Annotated in this window: 20 protein-coding genes; all 20 read left to right on the top strand. The window is 43.1% G+C overall.

Going from position 1 to position 24,009, the window contains the following annotated elements; genetic code table 11:
- Positions 1 to 17: 17 nt before the first annotated feature.
- Positions 18 to 2,315 carry a glycoside hydrolase family 95 protein gene (locus DXA36_RS29845; protein ID WP_118682900.1) on the top strand — a complete coding sequence of 766 codons (2,298 nt, stop codon included), beginning with the start codon at positions 18 to 20 and terminating at the stop codon, positions 2,313 to 2,315.
- Positions 2,316 to 2,462: 147 nt separating this feature from the next.
- Complete coding sequence (locus DXA36_RS29840; protein ID WP_147366660.1) at positions 2,463 to 4,898, top strand: glycoside hydrolase family 2 protein; 2,436 nt, start codon at positions 2,463 to 2,465, stop codon at positions 4,896 to 4,898.
- 269 nt (positions 4,899 to 5,167) lie between these two features.
- Positions 5,168 to 6,238 carry a LacI family DNA-binding transcriptional regulator gene (locus tag DXA36_RS29835; RefSeq protein WP_182479322.1) on the top strand — a complete coding sequence of 357 codons (1,071 nt, stop codon included), beginning with the start codon at positions 5,168 to 5,170 and terminating at the stop codon, positions 6,236 to 6,238.
- A gap of 184 nt (positions 6,239 to 6,422) precedes the next feature.
- On the top strand, positions 6,423 to 8,099 hold the full coding sequence (locus tag DXA36_RS29830; RefSeq protein ID WP_118682897.1) for an alpha/beta hydrolase family esterase: 1,677 nt from the start codon (positions 6,423 to 6,425) through the stop codon (positions 8,097 to 8,099).
- Positions 8,100 to 8,127: 28 nt separating this feature from the next.
- Positions 8,128 to 9,312, top strand: coding sequence for an MFS transporter (locus DXA36_RS29825; RefSeq protein WP_069154015.1), 1,185 nt, complete (start codon positions 8,128 to 8,130; stop codon positions 9,310 to 9,312).
- Complete coding sequence (locus tag DXA36_RS29820) at positions 9,313 to 10,161, top strand: alpha/beta hydrolase (protein WP_118682896.1); 849 nt, start codon at positions 9,313 to 9,315, stop codon at positions 10,159 to 10,161.
- A gap of 114 nt (positions 10,162 to 10,275) precedes the next feature.
- Positions 10,276 to 11,175: a carbohydrate ABC transporter permease gene (locus tag DXA36_RS29815; protein ID WP_069428629.1), complete on the top strand. Its 900-nt coding sequence runs from the start codon at positions 10,276 to 10,278 to the stop codon at positions 11,173 to 11,175.
- Positions 11,176 to 11,185: 10 nt separating this feature from the next.
- Positions 11,186 to 12,019 (top strand): carbohydrate ABC transporter permease, encoded by an 834-nt coding sequence (locus DXA36_RS29810; RefSeq protein WP_009253692.1) that lies wholly within the window; start codon positions 11,186 to 11,188, stop codon positions 12,017 to 12,019.
- Between the two features lie 16 nt (positions 12,020 to 12,035).
- Positions 12,036 to 13,199: a serine hydrolase domain-containing protein gene (locus tag DXA36_RS29805; protein WP_118682895.1), complete on the top strand. Its 1,164-nt coding sequence runs from the start codon at positions 12,036 to 12,038 to the stop codon at positions 13,197 to 13,199.
- A gap of 42 nt (positions 13,200 to 13,241) precedes the next feature.
- Positions 13,242 to 14,975 (top strand): CocE/NonD family hydrolase, encoded by a 1,734-nt coding sequence (locus tag DXA36_RS29800; RefSeq protein ID WP_118682894.1) that lies wholly within the window; start codon positions 13,242 to 13,244, stop codon positions 14,973 to 14,975.
- A gap of 77 nt (positions 14,976 to 15,052) precedes the next feature.
- Entirely contained in the window at positions 15,053 to 16,411 is a 1,359-nt protein-coding gene (locus tag DXA36_RS29795) for an extracellular solute-binding protein (RefSeq protein WP_118682893.1), read from the top strand.
- A 93-nt stretch (positions 16,412 to 16,504) separates the two neighbouring features.
- Positions 16,505 to 17,662 (top strand): serine hydrolase domain-containing protein, encoded by a 1,158-nt coding sequence (locus DXA36_RS29790; protein ID WP_118682892.1) that lies wholly within the window; start codon positions 16,505 to 16,507, stop codon positions 17,660 to 17,662.
- 15 nt (positions 17,663 to 17,677) lie between these two features.
- Positions 17,678 to 20,026, top strand: coding sequence for an alpha/beta hydrolase-fold protein (locus tag DXA36_RS29785; RefSeq protein ID WP_118682891.1), 2,349 nt, complete (start codon positions 17,678 to 17,680; stop codon positions 20,024 to 20,026).
- Positions 20,027 to 20,184: 158 nt separating this feature from the next.
- Positions 20,185 to 20,376: a hypothetical protein gene (locus DXA36_RS33760; RefSeq protein ID WP_182479321.1), complete on the top strand. Its 192-nt coding sequence runs from the start codon at positions 20,185 to 20,187 to the stop codon at positions 20,374 to 20,376.
- A gap of 207 nt (positions 20,377 to 20,583) precedes the next feature.
- The gene (locus DXA36_RS29770; protein WP_118682890.1) at positions 20,584 to 21,156 is read left to right on the top strand and encodes a hypothetical protein; all 573 of its coding nucleotides are present in this window, start codon (positions 20,584 to 20,586) and stop codon (positions 21,154 to 21,156) included.
- 228 nt (positions 21,157 to 21,384) lie between these two features.
- Positions 21,385 to 21,561, top strand: coding sequence for a hypothetical protein (locus DXA36_RS33215; RefSeq protein WP_182479320.1), 177 nt, complete (start codon positions 21,385 to 21,387; stop codon positions 21,559 to 21,561).
- A 47-nt stretch (positions 21,562 to 21,608) separates the two neighbouring features.
- Positions 21,609 to 21,980, top strand: coding sequence for a hypothetical protein (locus DXA36_RS29760; RefSeq protein ID WP_118682889.1), 372 nt, complete (start codon positions 21,609 to 21,611; stop codon positions 21,978 to 21,980).
- Positions 21,981 to 22,529: 549 nt separating this feature from the next.
- Positions 22,530 to 22,835: a hypothetical protein gene (locus DXA36_RS33755; RefSeq protein WP_243114777.1), complete on the top strand. Its 306-nt coding sequence runs from the start codon at positions 22,530 to 22,532 to the stop codon at positions 22,833 to 22,835.
- 268 nt (positions 22,836 to 23,103) lie between these two features.
- Positions 23,104 to 23,631 carry a class I SAM-dependent methyltransferase gene (locus DXA36_RS29745; RefSeq protein WP_207666389.1) on the top strand — a complete coding sequence of 176 codons (528 nt, stop codon included), beginning with the start codon at positions 23,104 to 23,106 and terminating at the stop codon, positions 23,629 to 23,631.
- 78 nt (positions 23,632 to 23,709) lie between these two features.
- Positions 23,710 to 23,949, top strand: coding sequence for a hypothetical protein (locus DXA36_RS29740; protein ID WP_118682887.1), 240 nt, complete (start codon positions 23,710 to 23,712; stop codon positions 23,947 to 23,949).
- Positions 23,950 to 24,009: the final 60 nt, after the last annotated feature.

The raw sequence follows: 24,009 nt of genomic DNA, 5'->3' as shown, positions 1-24,009 counted from the left end.
AAGGCAGGGTGTTTCCTATGAATGTACAGAAACATTTTATCAGAAAAGAGGCCGGATCCCGCTGGCTGGACGCAACGCCTATGGGGAACGGATTCCTGGGGGCCATGGTGTACGGACATACTACCAGGGACAGAATCCAGTTGAATGAGGATTCCCTGTGGCATGGTAAATTCAGGGACAGAATCAATCCCAACGCGAAAGAGCATCTGAAAGAGGTCCAGGAACTGATTCTTGACAGGAAGTTCGAAGAAGCGGAGGAGCTGATGTTCTCTCATATGGTATCCGCTCCTGGCAATATGAGGAATTTCTCACCTCTGGGTGAACTCAATCTTGCGTTAAATACCGCGCTTCCGTTCCAGATGGGATGGCTGCCGGAGTCCGACGGTGAGAATTATGTATCTGATTTGAACATGGAAGAGGGTATTCTTTACATTTCCCATGAAGACAAGGGCGTACGGTATACAAGGGAAATGTTCGTCAGTAATCCGGACAGAGTACTCTGTATCCGTTTAAAGAGCGATAAGGAGAAAGCAATCCGGCTGGATATGCTGCTCAATCGTGTCCCTTTCACGGATCAGAGGCTGCCTGATGACAGGAGACCGGGGAAATTCGTCAGCGCCGGCGTATGGCCTGTGACCAGATGTGAGAGAATCTATACCGAAAAGGGCCATACCCTGATGATGGAAGGGGATGAAAATGGTACAAGATTTGCCTGCGGCCTGACTGTGGTGACGGATGGACGGATTGAGGACTGTTATGCGAAGCTGGTTGCCCATGAAGCGGGCGAGGTCGTAATTTATCTGGCGGCTTCTACGGATAACAGGGAAGAAGACTTCGTCAGCAACGTGAAGTCTTCTCTTGCAGCGGCGCGTGCAAGAGGGTATGCTGATATCAGGGCTGACCATATTGCGGATTTCACTTCTTACATGGAAAGATGTACGCTTGCGCTGCCTGAGGATGAGAAAGCAGGAATGTATTTCCAGTATGCGAGGTATATGATGGTATCTGCCGGAAGAGAGGGCGCGACGGCCATGAACCTGCAGGGTATCTGGAATCATGAGTTTTGTCCCAGCTGGGAGAGCAAATATACGACGAATATCAATCTGCAGATGAATTACTGGCCTGCGGAAATCTGTAATCTGTCCACACTCCATGAGCCTCTCTTTGACCTGATTCATACGGTACAGGAAAGAGGACGGGATGTGGCGAAGAGAATGTATGGCTGCAGGGGAAGTATGTGCCATCACAATACCGACATCTATGGAGACTGCGGTACGCAGGATATGTATGCGGCGGCGGCATTCTGGCAGATGGGCGGCGCATGGATGGCAATGCATCTGTGGGAGCATTATCTTTTTACCTTGGATGAGGATTTCCTGAGAAAAGAATATCCGGTGATGGAAGAGTTTGCACTCTTCTTCGTGGATTTCCTGATTAAGGATAAGGAAGGGTATCTGGTAACCTGCCCTTCGGTATCACCGGAGAACAGATTTGTTTTGGAAGACGGTTCCGATACACCGATCTGCGCAGGACCTGCCATGGATAATCAGATCATCAGAGGCTTGATGAGTGCTTGTCTGGAGGCAGCGAAGATACTGGGTATCGAAAGTCCTTATAAAGCGGATTTTGAGAGAATCATCAGAGAGCTTCGCCCCAATCAGATTGATTCCATAGGCAGATTGAAGGAATGGGCGTGGGAAGAGAAAGAACTCACTCCGAATATGGTACATACTTCTCATCTGTGGGCAGTATTTCCGGGGGATGAGATTTCCTGGAATAAGGATAAGGAGATCTATGAAGCGGCCAGAAAATCCCTGGACTTCAGAATCGAACACGGCGCGAAAGCGACAGGCTGGGGCGGTGCATGGCATATTGCTTTCTTTGCCAGATTCTTAAACGGAGAAGGTGCACAGACTGCCATTGACAGAATGTTTGAAAAGAGCTTTACGGCAAGCTTGCTGAATGCCGGAAACGTATTTCAGATTGACGGTAACCTGGGACTTTTGTCCGGTATGGCGGAATGTCTGCTGCAGAGCCACGCGGGGGTGCATTTCCTGCCTGCGCTTCCTCCGAAGTGGAAGAACGGCGAGGTGAAGGGCCTGCGTGCAAGAGGCGGCCTGGAAGTGGATATGGAATGGAAGAACGGAACGTTGCAGAAAGCAGAAATCCGTGCGGATAAGAACCGCAGAACGCTGTTTGTCGGTGAGGAACCTGTGCGGATTTCCTGCCGGGACGAAACGCTTTCCTGGGAAAAGGAAGAATTCGGGTATTCTGTGGAGCTGGAAGCAGGGAAAGCATATGAATTTGTGTTTTAGCCGGCGGCAGCTGTAACATTAAACGCTTTGGGAGACGGCGCGTATCCTCTTTCGCTGCTGCATATCAGGAATGGATTTGCGGCAGGAAAGGGGATATCAGTTTCCTTTGTTTCCGGATGTACAGAAGGAAAACAGGAGAAAATCGTAATGGAACAGGAACAGAAAATGTTAATTAACAGAAACTGGAAATTCATGCATGGTGATTTTCCGGAGGCGAAAGCGCCGGAATATGATGATAGGGAATGGTATGATATCGGGATTCCGCATTCTTTTGGGATTCCGTATTTCATGGAAAAGCAATTTTATATAGGCTATGGATGCTACCGCAAATGGCTGCAGATAGAGACTGGTTTTGATACGAAGAAGCTGTATCTGGAGTTCCAGGCAAGCTTTCAGGACACGGAAGTCTATGTGAACGGAGAACTTGCGGGCACGCACAGGGGCGGTTATACGGCATTTTTGATAGATATTACTTCCTTTGTACGGCCCGGCGCCAATTTGATTTTCGTGCGCGTGAACAACCTGTGGAATGCGAGAATCGCGCCCAGAGGAGGCGAACATGTCTTCAATGGCGGTATTTACAGGGATGTGAGCCTCATCGTGAAGGAGAACGTGCACGTGGCATGGTACGGTACGCGGGTGACGACGCCGGAGGTGTCCGCAGGAAGGGCGCGTATCGTGGCGGAGACGGAGGTGGAGAATACTTCTTTTGTGCAGGCAGACGGCAGGCTGGAATCCATCCTTCTGTATAAAGGGGAAGAGGCGGGCAGGATGGAGAGTGCGTTTTCCATCGCGCCGAAGAATATGACGAAGGTGGTACAGGAACAGTTCCTTGCGGATCCGCAGTTGTGGCATCCGGATACGCCGAATCTGTATACCATGGTCAGCAGAGTATATGTGGACGATGTGCCCGTGGATACTTACGAGACGGAATTTGGTATTCGATATTTTGAATTTACGGCGGATAAGGGCTTTTTCTTAAATGGGGAGCATTATGATATTCACGGCGCGAATGTACATCAGGATCAGGCGGGCTGGTCGGATGCCGTGACGCATACGGCCATTGCGAGGGATATCGCTATGGTGAAGGAATGCGGAATGAACTTCATCCGCGGTTCCCATTATCCCCATCATCCGTATTTTGCAGAAGAATGTGACAGACAGGGAATTCTCTTTTGGTCGGAGAACTGTTTCTGGGGAACCGGAGGGGTGAAAGAAGAGGGGTACTGGACGGCAAGCGGTTATCCTGTGAATGAAGAAGATGAAGAAGAATTTGAGGCAAGCTGCATGCAGACACTTAGTGAGATGATTCGGGTGAACCGCAATCATCCCAGTATTATCGTGTGGAGTATGTGCAATGAACCGTTTTTCTCCGCACTGGAAGTGCTTGATAAGGCACGTGCGCTTGTGAGAAAATTAGTGGAGTACAGTCACGTACTGGATGATTCCCGTCCGGCGGCAGTGGGTGGTGCGCAGAGAGGAGGCTTCGATACGCTGGGTGATATTGCGGGGTATAATGGTGATGGTGCATCCATCTTCCTGAATCCGGGATTTCCGAATTTTGTATCCGAGTATGGAAGCAGTGTGCTTGACCGTCCGGGAGAGTTTATTCACAGATACAGAGACGGTGTGGAGGAGGACTATCCCTGGAGAAGCGGCAAGTGTTTGTGGTGTGCATTCCATCATGGCAGTATTCTGGGCAATATGGGACATATGGGGATGATTGATTATTACAGACTGCCTCTGGATACATGGTATTGGTATCGTGAGAATCTGGCAGGCGTCCCTCGTCCGGTAATACCGAAGAAAGGCGTACCCCACAGAGTTCGTCTGACACCGGGCAGCCATACTATGAAATGTGACGGTACGGAGGATGTGAAGATAGTGGCGGAGGTGCTGAATGAAGAGGGTGAGAGAATCGATTGTAATCCACAGATAGAGCTTACAGTAGTTTCCGGCCCGGGCAGATTTCCGACGGGTAAAAACTTCATCCTGTCTTCCGGGAAGGAAAATCTGATTCAGGGGCTTGGAGCCATCACGCTTCGCGCTTATGACGGCGGAGAGACGGTGGTGCATGCAGTTTGTGAGGGACTGCTCTGTGACGAAATCAGGATTCGGGTGCTTGGTGAAGAAGCGCCGGAGGGCTGCGCGCGTGTGGAGCTACAGCCCCCGCCTTATGTATGTGATGAACCGAAGCGCAGAAGCCTTGACAATATAGCCATCAATCGTCCGGTATTCTGTACAAGCGCAGAGGAAGGGCATCCGGCCCGGAACGTGACTAATGGTGATATGAAGACCTGCTGGAGAGCGGCAGAGGAGGATACGGAACGTATGGTTTTGGTGGATCTGGAAGGCACGAAGGAGATTCAGAGCGTGGTGGTTGTCTTCGCGGAAGTGACAAATGCGGATTATGAGATTCTGCTGACGGATGACCGGAAAACATACCGCAGCGTCTATACTTCGGAGAAAGCCAATATTGATAATTTCCTGACGGTTCAGCTGCCGGGAGAGAAGACGAGATATGTCTGCGTGCGATTCCCGGAGCGGGCTGTGGGGGTGTACAAGGTGGAAGCTTTTGCATAATTGGAATAACAGGGTTTTAATCTTTGGGGCAGGAATTGTGCAGGGAACGTATGCAGGGTTTCTGCCCCTGTCCGGCGAGGTGCCTGACGGGGAGCTAAATACTTCAACTCATGAAAACATGGCCTCCTTCTGTTGTGATGTGTTTGTTTATCAAGGTCCGCAAGTAAGTCAGGATATACGGAAAGAAATAAGTTGACAATTTAGGTAATATGGCTTACTATATCATATATGCTAAAAGCAAATTGCAAAGAAGCAAAAGAGGTAGCTATATGAATATAAAAAAAGAAACGGCAACTGTCCAGATTCGGCAGATTGCTGAGAGACTGCAACTATCTCCAGGGACTGTTTCCATTGTTTTAAACGGCAGAGGAGACAGTATGAGAATTTCCAAGGCAACACAGCAGCGTGTCCAGGCCATGGCTAAGGAAATGAATTATCAGCCTAATATGAATGCAAGAAGATTAAGGCAAGCTGCTGGTGAAAAGGCATCCTATATTATTGCTGTGTATTGGTGTAATGATTTTTTGGATGAGTTGTTGGGGAAATTTTTTCAGGGTGCCTATCTGGTTACTAAAAATAGTAAGTTAAATGTGGAGATTGTAGTACAGCCATATGAATTCAATGAATTGAAGAAATTCAGAGAGAACATGAACAGCAATAGATATAATGGGGTGATTATCGGAGGCGCTTCAGAGGATGATCTTTCGTTTATGGAGGCAATGAATTTTAATATACCGATTATTTTAATGAACAGGCAATCCAATAAATTTAGCTGGGTCTCCATCAGCGATTATGAATCAGGCCGGAAATGCGCAAAGCTTTTTGCGGCCAGAGGACACAAAAAAGCTGGAATTCTCAATAAGAAGAATAAGGGGAGAGGATCCAGGCTTCGGGAACTGGGTTTTACAGAAGCGTGTGAAGAGTTCGGTATAGAAGTAGGGATGGAATGGACCGGAGTTGCAGAGAAAAGAAACTTCGAATCAGGTTATCAGGAAATAAAGAAATTTTTTATGGCTCAAAAAGACACGCCTACCGCTTTGTTTGTCATGGATAATGGACTTATAGGAGGGGTTCTCATGGCATTGAAAGAAAATAATATCCATGTGCCTGAGGATATGGAGATTATTGTATCAGGCGATGATGAGGCTTTGGAGTATACGACGCCGACAGTTACCTCTCTTCGCATGCCTATGCTGGATATGGCCAAAAGTGCGTTGGAAATGATGCTGACAATGATTGAAAATAATATTTCTATACCTATGAACAGGATATTAGTTCCTGATTTTATTATTAGACAAAGCTGCGGTGATTTTCCTGAGCTGGAGGATAGTGTAAAATAGAATTGAAGGATATCTGCTGAAAAAATGTGGTTTAAAAAAGAACTCTCTTGTAAAGAGAGTTTCGTTTTAACAAATTGCTAAAACGAAGTTGCTTTTAGCAACAGCGAATTGTATTTATACTGGAGATATAACATATGCAAAAATAGTAACCGTAAATACAGATTAGAGAGTAGGAGTATAGACTATGGGATTATTGTACAAAACATTGGAGTCCTGCAGCAGGGCAATGTACCTTTATTTTCCGCCAATTCCTAAACATTCACCGTATAAACGGTGCAGCGTGACTGTTTTGCTGGATGAAGCAGATGAAGAAAAGATAGAAGGTATCCTTAAGAAAAGCGGTCTGGATAAGCTGGCTCAGGAAAAGCAGCTGGTATTGTCTTTTCCGGAACCGGGAACTGATGGATGGGATTATGATAAAGATCTGGATATTATTGATCAGATGCAGGGGGCAATGACATTGGAAAGAGAATTTGAACCCGTGCAGACCTATTTTGGAATTCCAACATGGGAAACCATGATGGATTCCTGGCACTTGATGAATGACACCCGTTATCTTATTGGAATTGGGAAAAAGGGAGCAGCTATGGCGTTGTCTATGGCCGCCTGTAAACCACAGAATGTTGCCGCAGTACTGGCAATAGGAGGGGAGCTGTCGCAAAAATCGTTGGAAAAGGCCGTTTATGCACCTGTACCAATTTGGCTGTGTGACACAAATGAAGATACGGTTTCTTATTTTGTCCGTGCAAATGAAACTCATAAATTACATGAAAGCAGGTGGGAATGTCCTTTCAATCAACTGCAATGTGTAGAAATTCATCCTGAGGCAGATATGTGTCCGGTATTTCTGGAAAAGGTATGGAAGGAACTATTTCGGAAAGTACGCCGGACGAATACCGGACGTTATGGAAACGTGATGCACAGAACGGATATAGCGAAATATAACGGGGAGTACTTTATTGAAAATACAGAATTGGGAGACCAAGACGGAATGCCCCATACATGGCTGACTTTTGTGCCCGATTCTGTGAAGAGTATGCCGGAAGGGACAAAAGTGCCGCTTATGCTCTTTTTTCATGGCGGGTCAGATAATCCTGAGGAAGCGGCAGAAATGGCAGGATTTCATGAAATCGGAGAAAGAGAAGGCTTTATTACCGTTTATCCATGGGGCTCCAATCGCTGCAGCTGGAATATTTTTATGAATGATAAGGAACTGGATGATGCAGCTTATTCAGCAGCATTAATCAAATATATGATTGCCAATTATCCGGTTGATCCGTCAAGAATATATCTGTCGGGCTTTTCAAATGGTTCTTCACAGGCAATGGTAACGGCGATGGTGTACCCGGAGCTTATAGCTGCAATCTGCCCGATTGATGGAAATTGGCCTGGGGAGCGTGTTGGTCCTTCCGAAGTAGATTATGCAGATATCCGTCCTATGGCACTGGCTATGAGTAAGAAAGAGAAGTATGATTATCGGATGCCGGTATGGTATACATATGGGACAAGAGAACCCTCATACCCCGTATTCCGGGGAAGTACACAGCAGCATCAATATGATTTTTGGAAGCAATACAATCATATTCCTGTAAAGAAAACTCCGGAAAAAGGGAATTTGGTAACAGGGGGCGTGGGAGTTCCGGGTGATGAAATAGAAATCCGGTATTCTTCAGGACGCTTTGCGGAACACTGGTATTCTGTTAACCGTTTTTACAGTAATGACCCGGATCCAATCAATTTATATAATTACATTATGATGCATGATAAAGGTCATGAAATCGCAGAAATGGATCCATATTTCGGATGGGAATATGTGAAACATTTCCGCAGGAAAAAAGATGGGAGCCTGGAAATAAATTGATAAGAAAAAGGATATATGGTGGCTGATAATGAGAAAAGAACAGCAGTATAAAGCGAAATTATTTACGACAGGCTATCTGTTTTTAATTTTAATCAGTTTAACGACAGCAATGAGTTACAGTATGATTTCGACCTTAATTACTAATTACGCTGTAAAATTGGGAGGAACACTCGCAATGGCCGGAACAATAGCAGGTATTTTCTCGATGGCAGCATTGTTCAGCCGCCCGGTAGGAGGACTGATTTGTGATACGCTGAATAAAAAAAAGATTTGTATTATAGCAACGGTGGTGTTTTGTTTTAGTTTTCTGGGTTATGCTTTTTCCGCAAATATGGCGGTAATGCTTTTTTTCAGGATTATACAGGGATTTTCTTTTGGTATCAGCGGTACTGCCAATATGGCCTTAGTTGCCGAAATTATCCCAAAAGAAAGATTGGGAGAAGGCCTTGGATATTTTGGACTGGGCCAGGTGGTTTCACAGGTAATTGGTCCGGTTATCGGTGTTGCGATGAAGGAACATATGGGCTTCCGGGCACTTTTTTATACCGTGGCGGTTATATCCGCTTTTGCCGTTGTTTTGTTGTTTTTGTTCCCATACGATAGTTCCTGTCATGATTCGTCAAAAACAGAAAAAAGAAATAAAAGTTACTTTTCCTTTCGGTATTTGGTTGCGTGGGAGTGCCTTTTTTATGCTTTGACTGCAGGAATGTTTTCCATGACAAACGGGATTACCAGTTCGTTTCTGGTGTTATTGGGGGATGAGCGGGGGATAGTAAACATAGCGCTTTTTTTTACCGTAAATGCTGCCTGCCTTTTTCTGGTAAGAATAATTATGGGGCGTATGGCAGACAGATCGTCTATTTTGATGATCGTAGGAGTCTCACTTGCGGTAAGCCTGTCATCAATGTTATTGCTTTCCAAAGCAATGATTTTGAAAACCGTTCTGATAGCTGCTTTATTGAAAGCAATCGGACAGGGAGGCGGCCAGATATCGCTGCAATCGGCCTGTATTAAGAGTGTGGATGAATCACGGATAGGTGTGGCATCCAGTACCTATTATATAGGAGCTGATATCGGAAATGCGCTTGGTCCCGTTATCGGAGGATGTATTTCCGGAATATGGGGGTATGAAATGATGTTTCAGACAATTGCAGTATTAATGGGAGGTATGCTGATTCTTTTTGTAATTTATCAGAAAAGGAGAGGAGAATAAATGGGAGTCTTAAGATTTAATTATCATTCGGAAGTGTTGGGAATGTATACGGATATTACAGTTACTTATCCCACGGGAAAGTATACTTATAATATGACGTGTCCTTCAGAAAACCAGATGGGGGAACCGGGGAAATTACGTAAATGTTATCAGCCGGGGATGAAGCTCCCTACGGTCTATTTGATGCATGGCGGCGGCGATGATGATACTACGTTTCAGAGGATGAGCCGTGTGGAATTTTATGCGGAGCAGAATAATGTTATGACTGTGACTCCGCAGGTGAAGGATAGTTTTTTTCTGGATACGAAATATGGGATTCGTTATTTTACATATATTACGGAAGAACTGCCTGTTTTGATACGTTCCTTATTTGCGTCCTCGCCGGAAAGGGAAGATAACTTTGTGGTTGGTATGGCGATGGGAGGAAACGGGGCATTGGAGGTGTCAATGCGCAGGCCGGACTTGTATGCTGCGTGTGTAGATCTGTCCGGCGGTATCGGATGCAGCATTGATACCGATAACCTGGTTGAACAGATTAAAACGATACAAAGTCTGCCTAAATTACAGGGAGCTTTTGGAAATCCGGATCAGATACCGGGGAGTGAATATGATTTGGCAGTGTATGCCAAACACAATATGCAGGAACAAATTCCGGTTCCGGAGTTGTTTCTGGCAGTTGGGAAAGATGATTTTATACGGGACGTTGTCCGAAGAGACAGGGATGCTTTATTAAAAATGGGGTATAGTCTTACATATGAGGAACCGGAAGGTTATTCACATGACTGGATTTTTTGGGATGCCTATCTAAAGAAGACGTTTTACGAATGGCTTCCCATTCGAAACAGATAAAATTTCACTGCTGAAATATGAAAAACACGTTGACTTCTCAACAGATGTGTATTAACATTATAATTGCTAAAACGTAATTGCAAATTAGCAAAGAGCGAACAGGGAGGAAAGGTAATGAAATTGGGGGAAAGGTTTCGGGCATTTTGGAATAAGCCGTCACATATCGCATATTTGTTTATTGCGCCCGTTATGATTTTGCTTGTGACGTTCAGTATTATTCCAATGATCGCATCATTCTTTTTAAGCACTTTCGATGCCGATATTTTTTTGAAGGATATCAAATTTATTGGACTTGGTAATTATCAAGAAGCTTTGCAGGATCCCAGGTTTTGGAATGGACTTTGGGTAACTGTAAAATTCGCTGTAGTGGAGGTTCCAATCCAGATGGTTGTTGCCATGATTTTGGCGGCTCTGGTAACTAAGAACAGCGTACAGAATAAAATATTCAGGGGAATTTATTTCCTTCCGATTATATGCTCTGCAACGGCGGTCGCTATCATGTGGAGAATGTTCCTGCATTCGTCAGTAGGAATTTTCACATATTTTTTGGAGCTTATGGGAATAAGAGGAGTCAATTTCCTGAATTCCCCAGATATTACCATTTATGTAATAATATTCATGTCTGTATGGAAGACGTTCGGAATATCTACAATTATCTTCGTTTCTGCAATGCAGAATGTGCCGAAGGATTTATATGAAGCCGCTGATTTGGACGGCTGCTCTAAAATAAAACAGTTCTTCAAAATTACGATTCCAATAATCATGCCTACCTTTTCCTTCATATTAATTACCAGGCTGATAGGTTCCCTGCAGGTATTTGACATTATTTTTACTACAACAGGAGGAGGACCTAACTATACGACTGAATCATTGGTCACATATGTATATACCCGCGCTTTTTCGACCCAGAACAGGTTAGGGTATGCCACTGCTTTATCGGAATTTCTGTTTGGACTGATTTTAGTATTAACTGTAATTATGTATGGAAAAATGTTTAAAAATAAGAACAATTAGGAGAGGCAGTATGAATGCTAAATGGAAAAGAAATCTGCAATACATACCAGTATTTTGTGTTCTTGTATTAGTGGGGCTTATTATTTTAATCCCGGTTATCTGGATGACCTTATGTGCTTTTAAACCGCAGAATCAAATCATTGCCTTTCCGCCTCATTTTTTCCCGGAATCATTGACATTGCAGAATTTCACGGCTGTCCTGCAGCGGATAAAGCTGGACAAATATGTAATAAACACAGTGATTTATGCTTTGGGGACAACAATCCCTTCCGTTTTCTTAAATGCCCTGGCAGGATATGCTTTTGCAAGACTGGAATTTAAAGGGAAAAATGTGCTGTTTATCATGACATTGGCAACGATGATGATACCTTTTCAGGTTATTATGGTCCCTCTGTTCATGGAGGTATATAAAATGGGTATGTATGATACCTATGCGGGCCTGATTATCCCAAAACTGGCATCAGCTATGAGTGTGTTTATGATGAGGGCCGCCTTTACAACATTGCCGAAAGAACTGGAGGAAGCCGCGAGAATAGATGGAATATCAGAATTCGGCCTGTTTTGGAAAGTTATGCTTCCTCTGGTAAAACCCACTATGGTGACATTAATAATATTGGGAGTAAATGGGGCATGGAATGATTTATTATGGCCTTTGCTGATTACGAGTTCCACAGATATGCGTACGTTGACCAATGGCCTTGCGTTATTTGTGGGTGAAAATACAATTCAATACGGCGCTGCGTTTGCAGGAGCTTTCATATCCATTCTGCCAATGTTTATTCTATACCTGGTGGGACAGAAATATTTTGTTGAGGGTACGGCGACAAGTGGACTGAAAGGTTAAAAGGAAGGGGATAAATATGGGATTCAGGGATATGGATGCATTATTGCAGAGTTTTGTTGAGAATGGGCCTGCTGGCTGTGGTTGTGCTATAGCCAGAAAGGGAGAAATTCTTTATGAAGGATACTTCGGATACGCCAACAAAGAACGGAAACTGCCTGTTACGGAGAATACCGTGTACAGACAGTATTCAATGACAAAGATTGCAATATATACTCTTTGTATGATGCTGTTCGAAAAAGGGAAATTTTTGCTGGATGATCCTATCAGTGAGTATTTCCCGGAATGGAGGGAAACAAGGAAATATGTAAAGGACATTGATGGCACTTATCAGATATGTCAGGCTGAAAGGGCTATCCAGATCAGGCATATAATGAGTATGTCCTGCGGGCTTCCGTATGGACATATGCCCGATGACACTCCGACAGGAAAAGAAATTTACCGGGTAACAGAAGAATTGAAAAAGAGAGGGCATTATACGCTGCGGGAGGAAATCAGAGCCGTTTCCCGGGTTCCCATCGCCTTTGAACCGGGATCACATTGGCTGTACGGCTTTGGCAGTGAACTGGCAGCCGGGCTGATTGAGGTGATAACGGGAATGGAGATTCAGGATGCGCTGGCAAAATACTTATTTGAACCATTGGAAATGAATGATACGGGTATGATTTATTTTGGGGATATTAAAGAACGGATGGCCGTATTTTATGAAAAAAAAGAAGATGGAACATTTATACCCGGCAGAGCCATGATGGACAATAAATCAGAACCCGGGGAAGAAAATAGAATGGGATGCCCCAGGTTATTTTCAACCGTAAAGGATTTTATCAGTTTTACCCAGATGCTGGCCAATGGAGGAATACACAAGAAAGAGCGGATAATGGGAAGAAAAACAATTGATTTGATGAGGAAAAACCAGCTTTCAGGAAGGCAGCTGAAGGATTTCCAGAATTCTTATTTAGCTGGCTATGGCTACGGCTTGGGAGTACGGACATTGTTGGATCCGGCAGCGGGAGGAAGCAACAGTTCCCCAGGTGAATTTGGTTGGACCGGCGGTTCAGGGACATGGGCATCTATTGATCCCAGCGAGGGCGTATCTGTGGTTTATATGCATCAGATGGCGCCCAATAGGGAGAGATTCCATCATTTACGGGTCAGAGCCTGCGCGTACGGCTGTCTGGATTAGAAATTATAAATAATGGCATGTTTTAACGGGTGAAGGAGAGGCATGAGAGAAAATATTAAAATATTATATGACATACCAGTTACAATGAAAGACGGAACGGTATTGTACTGTGATGTGTACCGTCCGGATAATGAAAAGAAATATCCTGCAATTGTCAACAGAACCCCTTATTTAAAAGATAATATCAATCCGCTGTCGGGATATATGCATGCCCATAAACTGGCTGCCAGGGGATATAATGTGGTAATTCAGGATGTACGCGGATCTGCAAATTCCGAGGGAATCCTGGATCCATCCGGACATCAGGACGAAGATGGATTTGATACAATAGAAGCAATCGCGGCCATGGAATGGTGTGACGGAAATGTGGGGATGATGGGAGAATCTTATCACGGTTTTTCGCAGCTGGCCGCCGCCCGGGCACAACCACCCCATTTAAAGGCTATTTGCCCATTCCAGACCTCATGGACTAAATTCCCGGCTGTTTATGGATTTGGTATCTTTTCTCCGGTATTGTTTTTTTGGATATATGGCAGAGCGTTTGATAATGAAAAATACCATCCCGTTTTATCGGAAGAGACAAAACGGGTGATGAAGAAATATCTGAAGGACAGTGAGGAACAGCTGCGCTTCCGGCCTCTGAAGGATATGCCGGCGGCGTGTATGGATGAAATCCCTATGCTTTCTTTTCAAAGGGAACTGTTGGAAAACATAACAAATATTGATTATCTGAAAGAGATAGGAAGAACGGAAGGCTTTGAACAGGTTCAGGTACCGGCTTTCGAGCTTACCGGCTGGAATGATTTCCTGCGCGATGAAACGATATATAATTATGTGGAATTTAAGAAAAGAGGAGGGAATGAAAGAGTAAGGAAGGGAGGAAGACTAATTGTAGGCCCGTGGCAGCATGGTGATGTATTGTCGGACAGCTTGCTGGGGCAGTATTTTGGCGAAGAGGCCGGCGGAGACGCAGTTGACATATCGGGGAAAATTGCAGATTGGTATGATTTCTGGATTAAAGGAAAAGATAGTGAGTTTATGTCAGGAAATCCGGTGCATCTGTTTGTTATGGGAATCAACCAATGGCGGACAGAAAAAGATTGGCCGGTTCCGGATACCTGTTATAAGAAAATGTATTTACACAGTGAGGGACATTCCAATACCATGAAAGGCGATGGCCGTTTAAGCTGGGATAGGCCGGGGGACGAACCGGAGGATTGCTATACATATGATCCGGATAATCCTGTACCTTCAGAGATAAAGCCCACAAAGGAATATCCTTATGCTGCTGTTACACAGGATCAGAGGGTTAATGAAAACAGGGATGATGTATTGGTTTATACGACAGAACCTCTGAATGGGGAACTGGAAATAATAGGTCCCGTAGAAGCTTATATATATGCATCTTCTTCAGCTGTGGATACGGACTATGTTTGTAAGCTGATTGATGTATGGGAGGATGGTACGGCGTTTTGCCTTATGAAGAAACTGGTGCGCGCACGGTACCGTAATGGGCGGAAGGAGGAATTGCTGGAGCCGGGAAAGATTTATGAATATAGGATTCCTGTCGGAAATACGGCGATTGTTTTGAAAAAAGGGCATGCTCTGCGGATGGAAGTAACCAGCAGTCTGTTTCCTGATGCAGATTGTAATCTGAACACGGGGGGCAGAGCAGGGTATGAAGCGGCTGGGAAAAAAGCTGTACAAAAAATATTTCATTGTGAGGAATATCCATCCTGTATCGTTTTACCGGCAGGAAAAAATGTATCAAAGTAATAGTAACAACACAAAAAGGGGTTACGTAAAAAGAGCTATAAAAAGGAAACGGCAAATTTATCGGGAGGTAAAGGAAAATGAGAAAATGGGTATCAGCAATACTTTGTATCACATTAATTGGAAGTATGTTAACAGGCTGCGGGCAAAAAAAAGAGGATGGAAAGGAAACGGTATCAAAAACAGAAACGGAAACTGTAAAAACACAGGATTCACAGGAAGCATCAGGGGGACCGATAACAATTCAATTTTGGAATGGGTGGACAGGCTCTGACGGACAGGTATTGATCGAACTGGTGGATGAATTCAATAAAAACAATCCATGGGATATAACGGTGGAAATGGATATTTCATCTGATTTTGGAAACAAGTTTGTCACATCAATGGCCGCGGGCGCCGGGCCGGATTTAATTCTGAGCAGTGCCGCAGGAAAGTATTCCTATGAAGGACAATTGGCGGATGTAAGTGATATCTGGGACAATACAACTTTAAATAAAGAGGATTTTGTCCCTACTTATCTGGATGCCTGCGCTACAGATGACGGTTTGTATGGAATACCGTTCCAGATAAGCAGCTATTATGTATATTGGAATAAGGATTTATTTCAGGAGGCAGGCTTAGATCCGGAAATGCCGCCTAAGTCTTATGAGGAGTGGACAGAAATTGCAGGTAAAATAACGAATCAGGAAAGGCATGTTTATGGTTCCGGTTTGACTTATGGCAATGTTGGGGCGAATGCGTGTCTGATGCAGATGTTTGGCGGACTTATGGTAGAACAGAATGACAGCGGCATATGGGAAGCGCATTTTTCCGGAAATACGGGTTATGAAAGATTTGTAGAATGGTTCAAGGGACAGTTTGAATCCGGGAATAATCCGGTTGAAGGAGATATGGACACTATGTTTATTGCTAACCAGCTGGGGCTTTATGTAACTGGCGCATGGCTTACCGCAGATCTGGACAGCAATGGCATTAATTATGGAATCACCCCGCTTCCGTATGATGAAGGGGGCAAGCATGTTCCTTCCAATACACAATGTTTTTCCATTACAAACCAGGCAGATAACGCGGAGAAGCTGGCCTGCGAGAGATTTATCCAGTGGTGGCATACAGGAAATGAAGGAACGGATCTGACTGCAACAGCTGTTTACAGATGGTCTGATGAAATAGGTTATCCTGCATACTATATACCGGTTATGAATTCCGCGGAATACATGGAGAATCCGAAACTGAAGGCAATTACGGTTACAGATACAGATATCTGTGCGGATTCGGTCGCACCCGGAAATTTCAGTGGATGGATGAGTATGCTGAATGATGTGATGGTACCATTCTTTGAGCAGGTAGTGTATGAAGATAATACGGAAGGACTGCTGGAGGAAGCTCAGAAAAATGCAGACAAAATTGTGACAGATATTAATGCACAGGAAGGAAACTGACAGATAAAGTGGATAGCCGGGGAGGAGGAGACTCCTTCCCCTCTTATCAGAGGTACAGGATGGAAAGAACGATAACATTAGGGAGGGTTACATATGGGCAGTTTTATATATTTAGATGATTTTCTGAAAGAGCATGTAAAAAACGGCCCTGCGGGCTGTGGCTGCGCGGTAGTACAAAACGACGAGCTGCTGTATGAAGGCTACTATGGCTATGCAGATTTGGAAAAAAAGAAAATAATTACGCCGGACACTGTTTACCGGCAGTTTTCAACGACTAAAGTGATTATATGTACCGCAGCGATGATGCTGTATGAAAGAGGCCGTTTCCTTATGGATGATCCCCTTTATGAGTACTTTCCGGAGTGGAAGGATACCATGGTTGCGGATACAGGAGAGGACGGAGGCATATATATCAGAGCTGCAAAAAGGCCGATACAAATCAGGGATTGTTTTTCCATGGCAATGGGCATTGGATACGGAGGGGAAGACTATACGCATCAGATGATGGAAAAAGTCCGCAGGAATCTTGCAGAAACGGTGGGAGATTATACTCTGCGCCAGGATATCTATGCGATGTCCCAGGTGCCGGTAAGGTTTGATCCGGGGACACATTTTCTGTATGGCTTCGGACATGAACTGGTTGCCGGACTTATAGAAGTCGTTTCAGGGAAAAAAGTAAGCGATTTCCTTCAAAGTGAACTTTTTGAACCGCTGGAAATGAATAGCACGGGTTATCGTTATTTTGGTGATATCAGAGAACGTATGGTGACGCCATATTCCAGGAGAGAAGATGGCAGCATGATACCGGTCAAAGGAATGTTTGACCACAGACATGAGCCGGATGCAAAGTACGAAGCAGGCGGGGCCGGCTTATTTTCCACGGTCCGGGATTACTTGAATTTTTCGCAGATGATGGCTTGCGGAGGTGTTTATAAGGGAAGGAATATTATCGGCCGAAAGACAATTGATCTTATGCGTACAAACCAGCTGAATGAACAACAGCTTAAGGATTTCAGCGGCTCCTATCTGGCCGGATACGGATATGGGTATGGAGTACGTACCATGTTATCCCCAGGATCCGGAAGCAATACATCAGTGGGGGAATTTGGCTGGACCGGATATATGGGAACCTATATTGCTATAGATCCCAGTGAGAAGGCAGCTGTTGTTTATATGCACAATCTCGAACCGAATATGGAAGAATACACGCATCACAGAGTACGTAATATGGCGTTTGGTGCGCTGAAATAAAAAGGGAGGCAGTTTATGGGTAAATGGAAGAATCAGGCATTAACGATGCATCCTGTTTTTTTTGATCCGTTAAATAAAAAAGTATATATGAAGGAAAGCGGTAATATCGATTCCCTGCAGTATATGGAAGATCCCGGGGCTATTGAGGTGCAGGAGGACAGACAAGTCCGTTTCCGTTTTTTTGCCCCGGAAGCAAAAACAGTAGAGGTGGCCGGGTTGGGAGGGACGATGGGAAATGAACATTTCTCACTTAAACCGGAAGGAAATGGATATTTTTCAGCAACAGTAGATGGAATAAAACCCGGTTTCCATTATCACAATTGGTATGTGGATGGAGTAGAAGTGCAGAATCCCCATGGTGCGTTTGGATATGGCTGCTTTAAAGCTATTAATTTCTTCGAAATGCCTGAAGAAGGAACGGATTTTTATTATCTGAAGGAAGTACCTCATGGGGACGTGCGGATAATGAAGTATAAATCACAAGTTAATTCCCATATCAAAGCCTGTTTTGTGTATACGCCTCCCGGATATGAAGAGAAAAGAGACAGGGAATATCCGGTTCTGTATCTTCAGCATGGGGCTGGGGAAAATGAAACGGGATGGATATGGAGCGGTAAATTAAACCTTATTTTGGATAACCTTATTAAAGAAAAGAAATGTACGGAAATGATTGTGGTAATGTGTTGTGGGTATTCCTTTATTCCTGAGACTGCTCCTGTTTTTTATCCCGGGGATTTTGACAGAGAATTGACAGAAGACTGTATCCCCTGTATCGAAAAAGAATTCCGGGTAAAAAAGGGAAGGGCATACAGGGCAATAGCGGGATTGTCCATGGGATCCGCACAGGCAATGCTTACGTTTGCTAAACACCAGGATTTATTTGGATATTTAGGTGTGTTTTCAGGGATGGCAGATACAGAGTTGGATAAAATCCTGACTGAAAAAACGTATGCGGCCCATCATATTTTTCTATCCTGCGGAAAAGGGGAAGAAAGACTGGCGGAAAAACAGCAGGCCGCGTGCGGCCAGCTTCTGGAACAGGGAATCCCCTGCAGCCGGGCCAGCTATAATGGGTTCCATGAATGGCATGTCTGGCGTGAAAGCTTAAGGGAATTTGCTGCACTGCTGTTTAAGGAGGATGGTATTGAGGGAATAACGACAGATATCATGGACAAGCAGGGGAGTGAACCGCGGACACAAATTTCGGGAGAAATGTTGCGGAAACAGACATGGGAAGAGCAGGTTTTATTTTTTGATCCTGCCTACAAAAAAATTTTATTTGCAGTGGATGATAAGGGAAATCCGGCCGGCCGTTACCGTGATATTCATCATGGAGTAGAAATAGAGGGAAAGGCAGAAGTAAGTTTTTGGTTTCTGGCTCCTGATGCTGAAAAAGTGGAAGTTGAAGTTTATGGGATGAAACGGCGGAAACTAAATAGAGCAGATGGGGAAGAGGGAAGACAGGGGTATTGGACCGTCCGGCTGGAAGGTATTGAGCCGGGGTTTCACTATCATGAGTATTATGTAAATGGGAATCCGGTACTGAACCCTATGGCCCCTGTAGGATATGGCGCGTTTAAGGCTCTTAATTTTTTTGAAATGCCGGAAACAGATTTCCCTGAATATTTATTGTCTGATATCCCGCATGGCCAAATACATCTGAATTATTACCAGTCTTCACAAACAGGAAGAACTAAGATGTGTTATGTATATACGCCGCCGGGATATGAACGAAATATAGAAAAAAGATATCCGGTCATATATCTTCAGCATGGCGGAGGAGAAAATGAAACAGGCTGGATTTGGCAAGGGAAAATTGATAATATAGCGGATTGCCTGATTGCGGAGGGCAGGATGCGGGAAATGATTATTGTCATGAATTCCGGATATGCTTTTCGCAGGGATGGAAGCAGCCATCACTCATTAGGTTCTTTTGATGAAGAGCTGGTAAAGGATTGTATCCCCTTTATTGATCATATGTACCGTACTGTTCCCGAAAGAGAGAGCAGGGCTATGGCGGGCTTATCTATGGGAGGAATGCAGACACAGAGAACGGTATTTCGAAATCCTGAATTTTTTGCCTGGGCAGGGATATTCAGCGGAGGACTGGTTATAGAAGATAAGGATTCTGATTACAGACAAATTTTATATGACAGAAGCAGCTTTGAAAAGATATTCCAAATGCTGTTTGTAGCTTGCGGGACACGGGACGGTTTCTACAGTACAACGAAAGAAGCGGTAAGGAAAGTAAAGGCACATGGGATACCATTGGAAGTGTTTGAGGAAGAGGGAGGGCATGACTGGACATTCTGGCGGCACTGTGCCAGAGAGTTTTTACCCAAATTGTTTATTAAGACAATTTAGGTTCAGATAAAAATGGCTTTTACTGGATAGAGTGGGCCCTTTCGGCTGTTTTGGTGACAGTGGAAAGGGCTCTATCTGTATTTAGTTGGGTATCAACCGTTTTAAATTAATGGTTTTGTTCATTTCTATATGCTATACTAATAGAATATGCAGCAAATATGTCAGAATTAATAGTTTCCGTTTTAACCGTAATATCTATTATATTCGCCTTTGTCATTGCGCCTAATGTTACAATGAGCACCACAAACCATCCAATGCACTTTAAGGCACGCAGCTGCGGGGAAATGTACTGCAAAAAGGTGGTAATTGAGGATGACGATTTGAAAGAATTTGAGCCGATTCCTGAGTAAATAAAAAGGGATACTGCCTGCCGGAGGATGCGCAGATACGAATGGGAAACCGCAGATCGCCAAAACAGACCACCTTAGAGAAGCCTATGATTTCGGGAAAAATATTTACAGATAATGTAAATAAGTGGTGGTTCCCTTGTATTATGGCGGCGAAGATGAGTTGGATAATATAGAGCACGCAGAGCATTTGTAAGGGAGATAAGCAAAATGTATAAAGGTATAGTTCAGCTGGTGATCGGTTTAATGATGCTTGTAACACTTCTTGTTGGGTATCTGCCAATACCGGAGTATCTGGTAGAACTCACTTGTATATCCAATATGCTCGGCGGAGTACTTTTGACGATAGACGGAATCTTAAGTATATGCGGGAAAAAGAATTTATCTTCCAATTTGTACCGGGCAGTCTGTGTATGTATTTTAACCGTGTTTTTTATATGTCTTGGAAGCCTGACCGGATTCTATCATTTTAATTTCAAAGGAGCGTTTTTCTTTTTGCATGTCATTAATCCCATTGCTTTTGTTGGGTGCTATCTGCTGTTTTGCAATGATGCTGAGAGGCGCATCGTATCAGTGGCTAATTTTATAACACCGGTACTTATGCTTGTTTATCTGCTGTTTGATTATATTCGTTGCCAGTTTACGGGTAAATTTGTGTATGGTTTTGCAGAGCCTGATGTATTGACATTTCCTTATGCAGTTCTTATAGGGATTGCAGTATATATTATAATGATGCTGTTTTCTGTTTGTCTTTTAAAAGTTAACAAAGTACTACATAGATGATGGAAATTAGTATTTGATAACTTTGATATCCGGTGATGTTTAAGCAATAAAGGCGGATATTTCTACCTGTCAGAGTGCTGGAGTTTTTGCCGGGAGTTCAGCTGGATATATGAATAATGTGAGGAAAGAAAACACAATGACAGTGAAATTTTCAGAAAACAGGGGTGGCTCTGTCTGAAGCCGTTAGATATGATTGGGGAACTTATGAAGTTTGATTAAACGATTTGGATGGAAATTTCCGGTGATACAGGAAAGATATCCGGGGATATTATAACAAAAATAGGAACCGATGAATTGCATAATAATCTTTTCTTTGAGTTAAAAACTACTGATTTGAATGGCGAAGAAAATGAGTATCAGCTGCAGTTAACCGTGACGGAAGTTACAGAAAAAGCAGATAACTAACTTATAGTTTATTGGTAAGAAAAATTAGAAGCTGAAAGGATATTGAGATGAAAAAGAAAACTATAATAATATGGATTATCATTATAGCAGCTGTAGTAATAGGCATTTACCTGCTAACCCGTCCAACTGTTTTAGGTAGTATGAAGAACAGCTATACAGAACAAATTACTACAGCTTCTGATATTTCATTTTCAGGAGAAGCAGGCGAAAGAATAAAGTTTTCATTTAGATCCAATATTGTGAATGGAGAATTAAATATGGTCTTGTATGATTCAGTTGGAAATGAAGTATATAGGCTGGATGAGGCAAAGGCACTGGAAACTTTTTTTACACTGGATAGTTCGGGGACATATACTTTAGCAGCAGAGTGTAAGGATTTTATCGGCGAATACAAAATTAAGGTTTACAAGGCAGATTGAGTTGTCTTAAGGTATGTTTAGAATGGGTATCAGGAAGCGGTGATATCCAGTTTGTTGAGAGTGTGAATGAACGGGATATCGGTAGTTGCTGGTACTTTAAGAATTATGGAAGTGGAAGAAATACATGGAGTGGAATCATATTCAAATTCCTAACGGTGATACCAATCTGTTTTAATAGCTATTATGAGTTGGTTCTTTAGCCGACTGCCTAATTTCCATCTAGCCATAAAGCCGCCCAAATATAATGGATATAACTGTGAGCAGGACAATGGATTTTATGAGATGCTGATAAAACGAAATCCGTACATATTTAAGAGCAGTACGAAAGTAATGAATGCTGTATTTGAATGTCTTATTTCTCCTGATAGTCCCATTCAAAATAGCATCACGATTCCAACACTGGTATTTAAGACGCTGCATGATCGATATTTTTCCAAAGAGTATTTTGACAGTTACTTTTCATCTTCAAATTGTTAAAGGAAGTTGATAGAAATAAACGATGCGCACAGTCTGTCGGCCTGAAAATGGGAATTTCAAAAGGTAAATAAAGTGAGGAATATGGTTTGTTTTAGGAAATTCACTGAATTTCCAAGAAGAACTATATATGATATTTTACACGATGCGTATTCTTATGATTCGGGAAATAAGATAATATGGGATGAGAACTGGCAGGAGTCAGAAGATTTTTTCTATGACAATCCAGATATAGCAGATAAATGCGGATTAGTAACTTGTATAAAAGATTTTCCCATTGGTTTTGTTACATGGGATGATCGACACAGACCAGAATATGTTGAGATAGGTCGTAATGGGATTAGAGAAAAGTTTAAAAGAAAAGGCTATGGACACATGTAGTTAGCAGAGGCTATTCGGAGAATTAAAGAATATGATGGTCTTCAAAAAATAATAGTGTGTACGAATAGCAATTTAATTGCTCCTAAGAACTATGAAAGCGTTGGAATTAAATTATATAACAGAAAAGAGAATAATACAGAAAGTGCATATACAGGATCTTATTTGTATTATAGTATGAATCTTTAGTTTGCTGTAAGAAATATATTTTTTAGGTTAGAATTTTGTTCGGCTTATTTGGATATTCAAATATGAAATTGAGGTGAAGATATTGAGAGCGATACATTATGCGGTTTTAAATGAAATTAGTAATACACGGACAATTCCGCAAACTATTTTAGATGTCGGCTTCGGAAATGGGTCGTTTACGCAAGCGGTTTCTGCGACATTTCCGCGTAGTGATATTACCGCTATTGACACTTCTATTCCCAAGTTGTCTTCATCTGACAAGATAACATTTATGAAAGGGAGTGTTGAACAACTGCCTTTTTCTTTAGAATCGTTTGACTTAGTTATTACCGTACTGTCGTTACATCATTGGAAAGAAAAAAACAAAGGAATTAGCGAAATATATAGAGTTCTTAAAAAGGGCGGCAGACTTATAATCGGTGATCCGTTGCTTGAAGATTGGATGAGCAATCGTATTCTTGGATGGTTAATGCAAGTATTAGATGGCGGATCCTTTACCGATAAAAAAAGAGTAAGCGGATATTTAAACACGGCAGGATTTGAGGATATTGGTATAAGGCTTATCCCAAATACGATGAAGTCGCTATATCTTATTACGGCAAAAAAGTAATATAACTTTCAGTTTATTGCGTAGTAAAACAGATCGATTTATCGGAATATGATATAAGGAATTATTTGGAGGAATACTATGAAAAAAATAATAGCTGGGATAGGATTTGAAATTACAGGTGTAATGATGTTGATATTTTCGTCTTTAATAGCGAGCATGAGTTTAGAAAATACAACGGAGTGGAATACCCAGTTGGGAAGATATTGGCAGACAGTATCTGATTTAGGTTTGTTTCCTGTGCTAATGATAGGTGCTGCTTTGCTAATAACAGGTATTGTATTTTCTTTATGGGGAGTATTCTCAAAATCCGATAAATAAGATTATGAACTCAAACTTCGCAGGAGCAAAATGGCCTTCCGCCCGCTGGCAGAGCGGTGT

Origin of the sequence: Eisenbergiella sp. OF01-20, from assembly GCF_003478085.1 — a bacterium.
Classification (GTDB): domain Bacteria; phylum Bacillota; class Clostridia; order Lachnospirales; family Lachnospiraceae; genus Eisenbergiella.
Note: the sequence above shows the minus strand (reverse complement) of the source record. Positions and strands in the feature narration are given on the sequence as shown.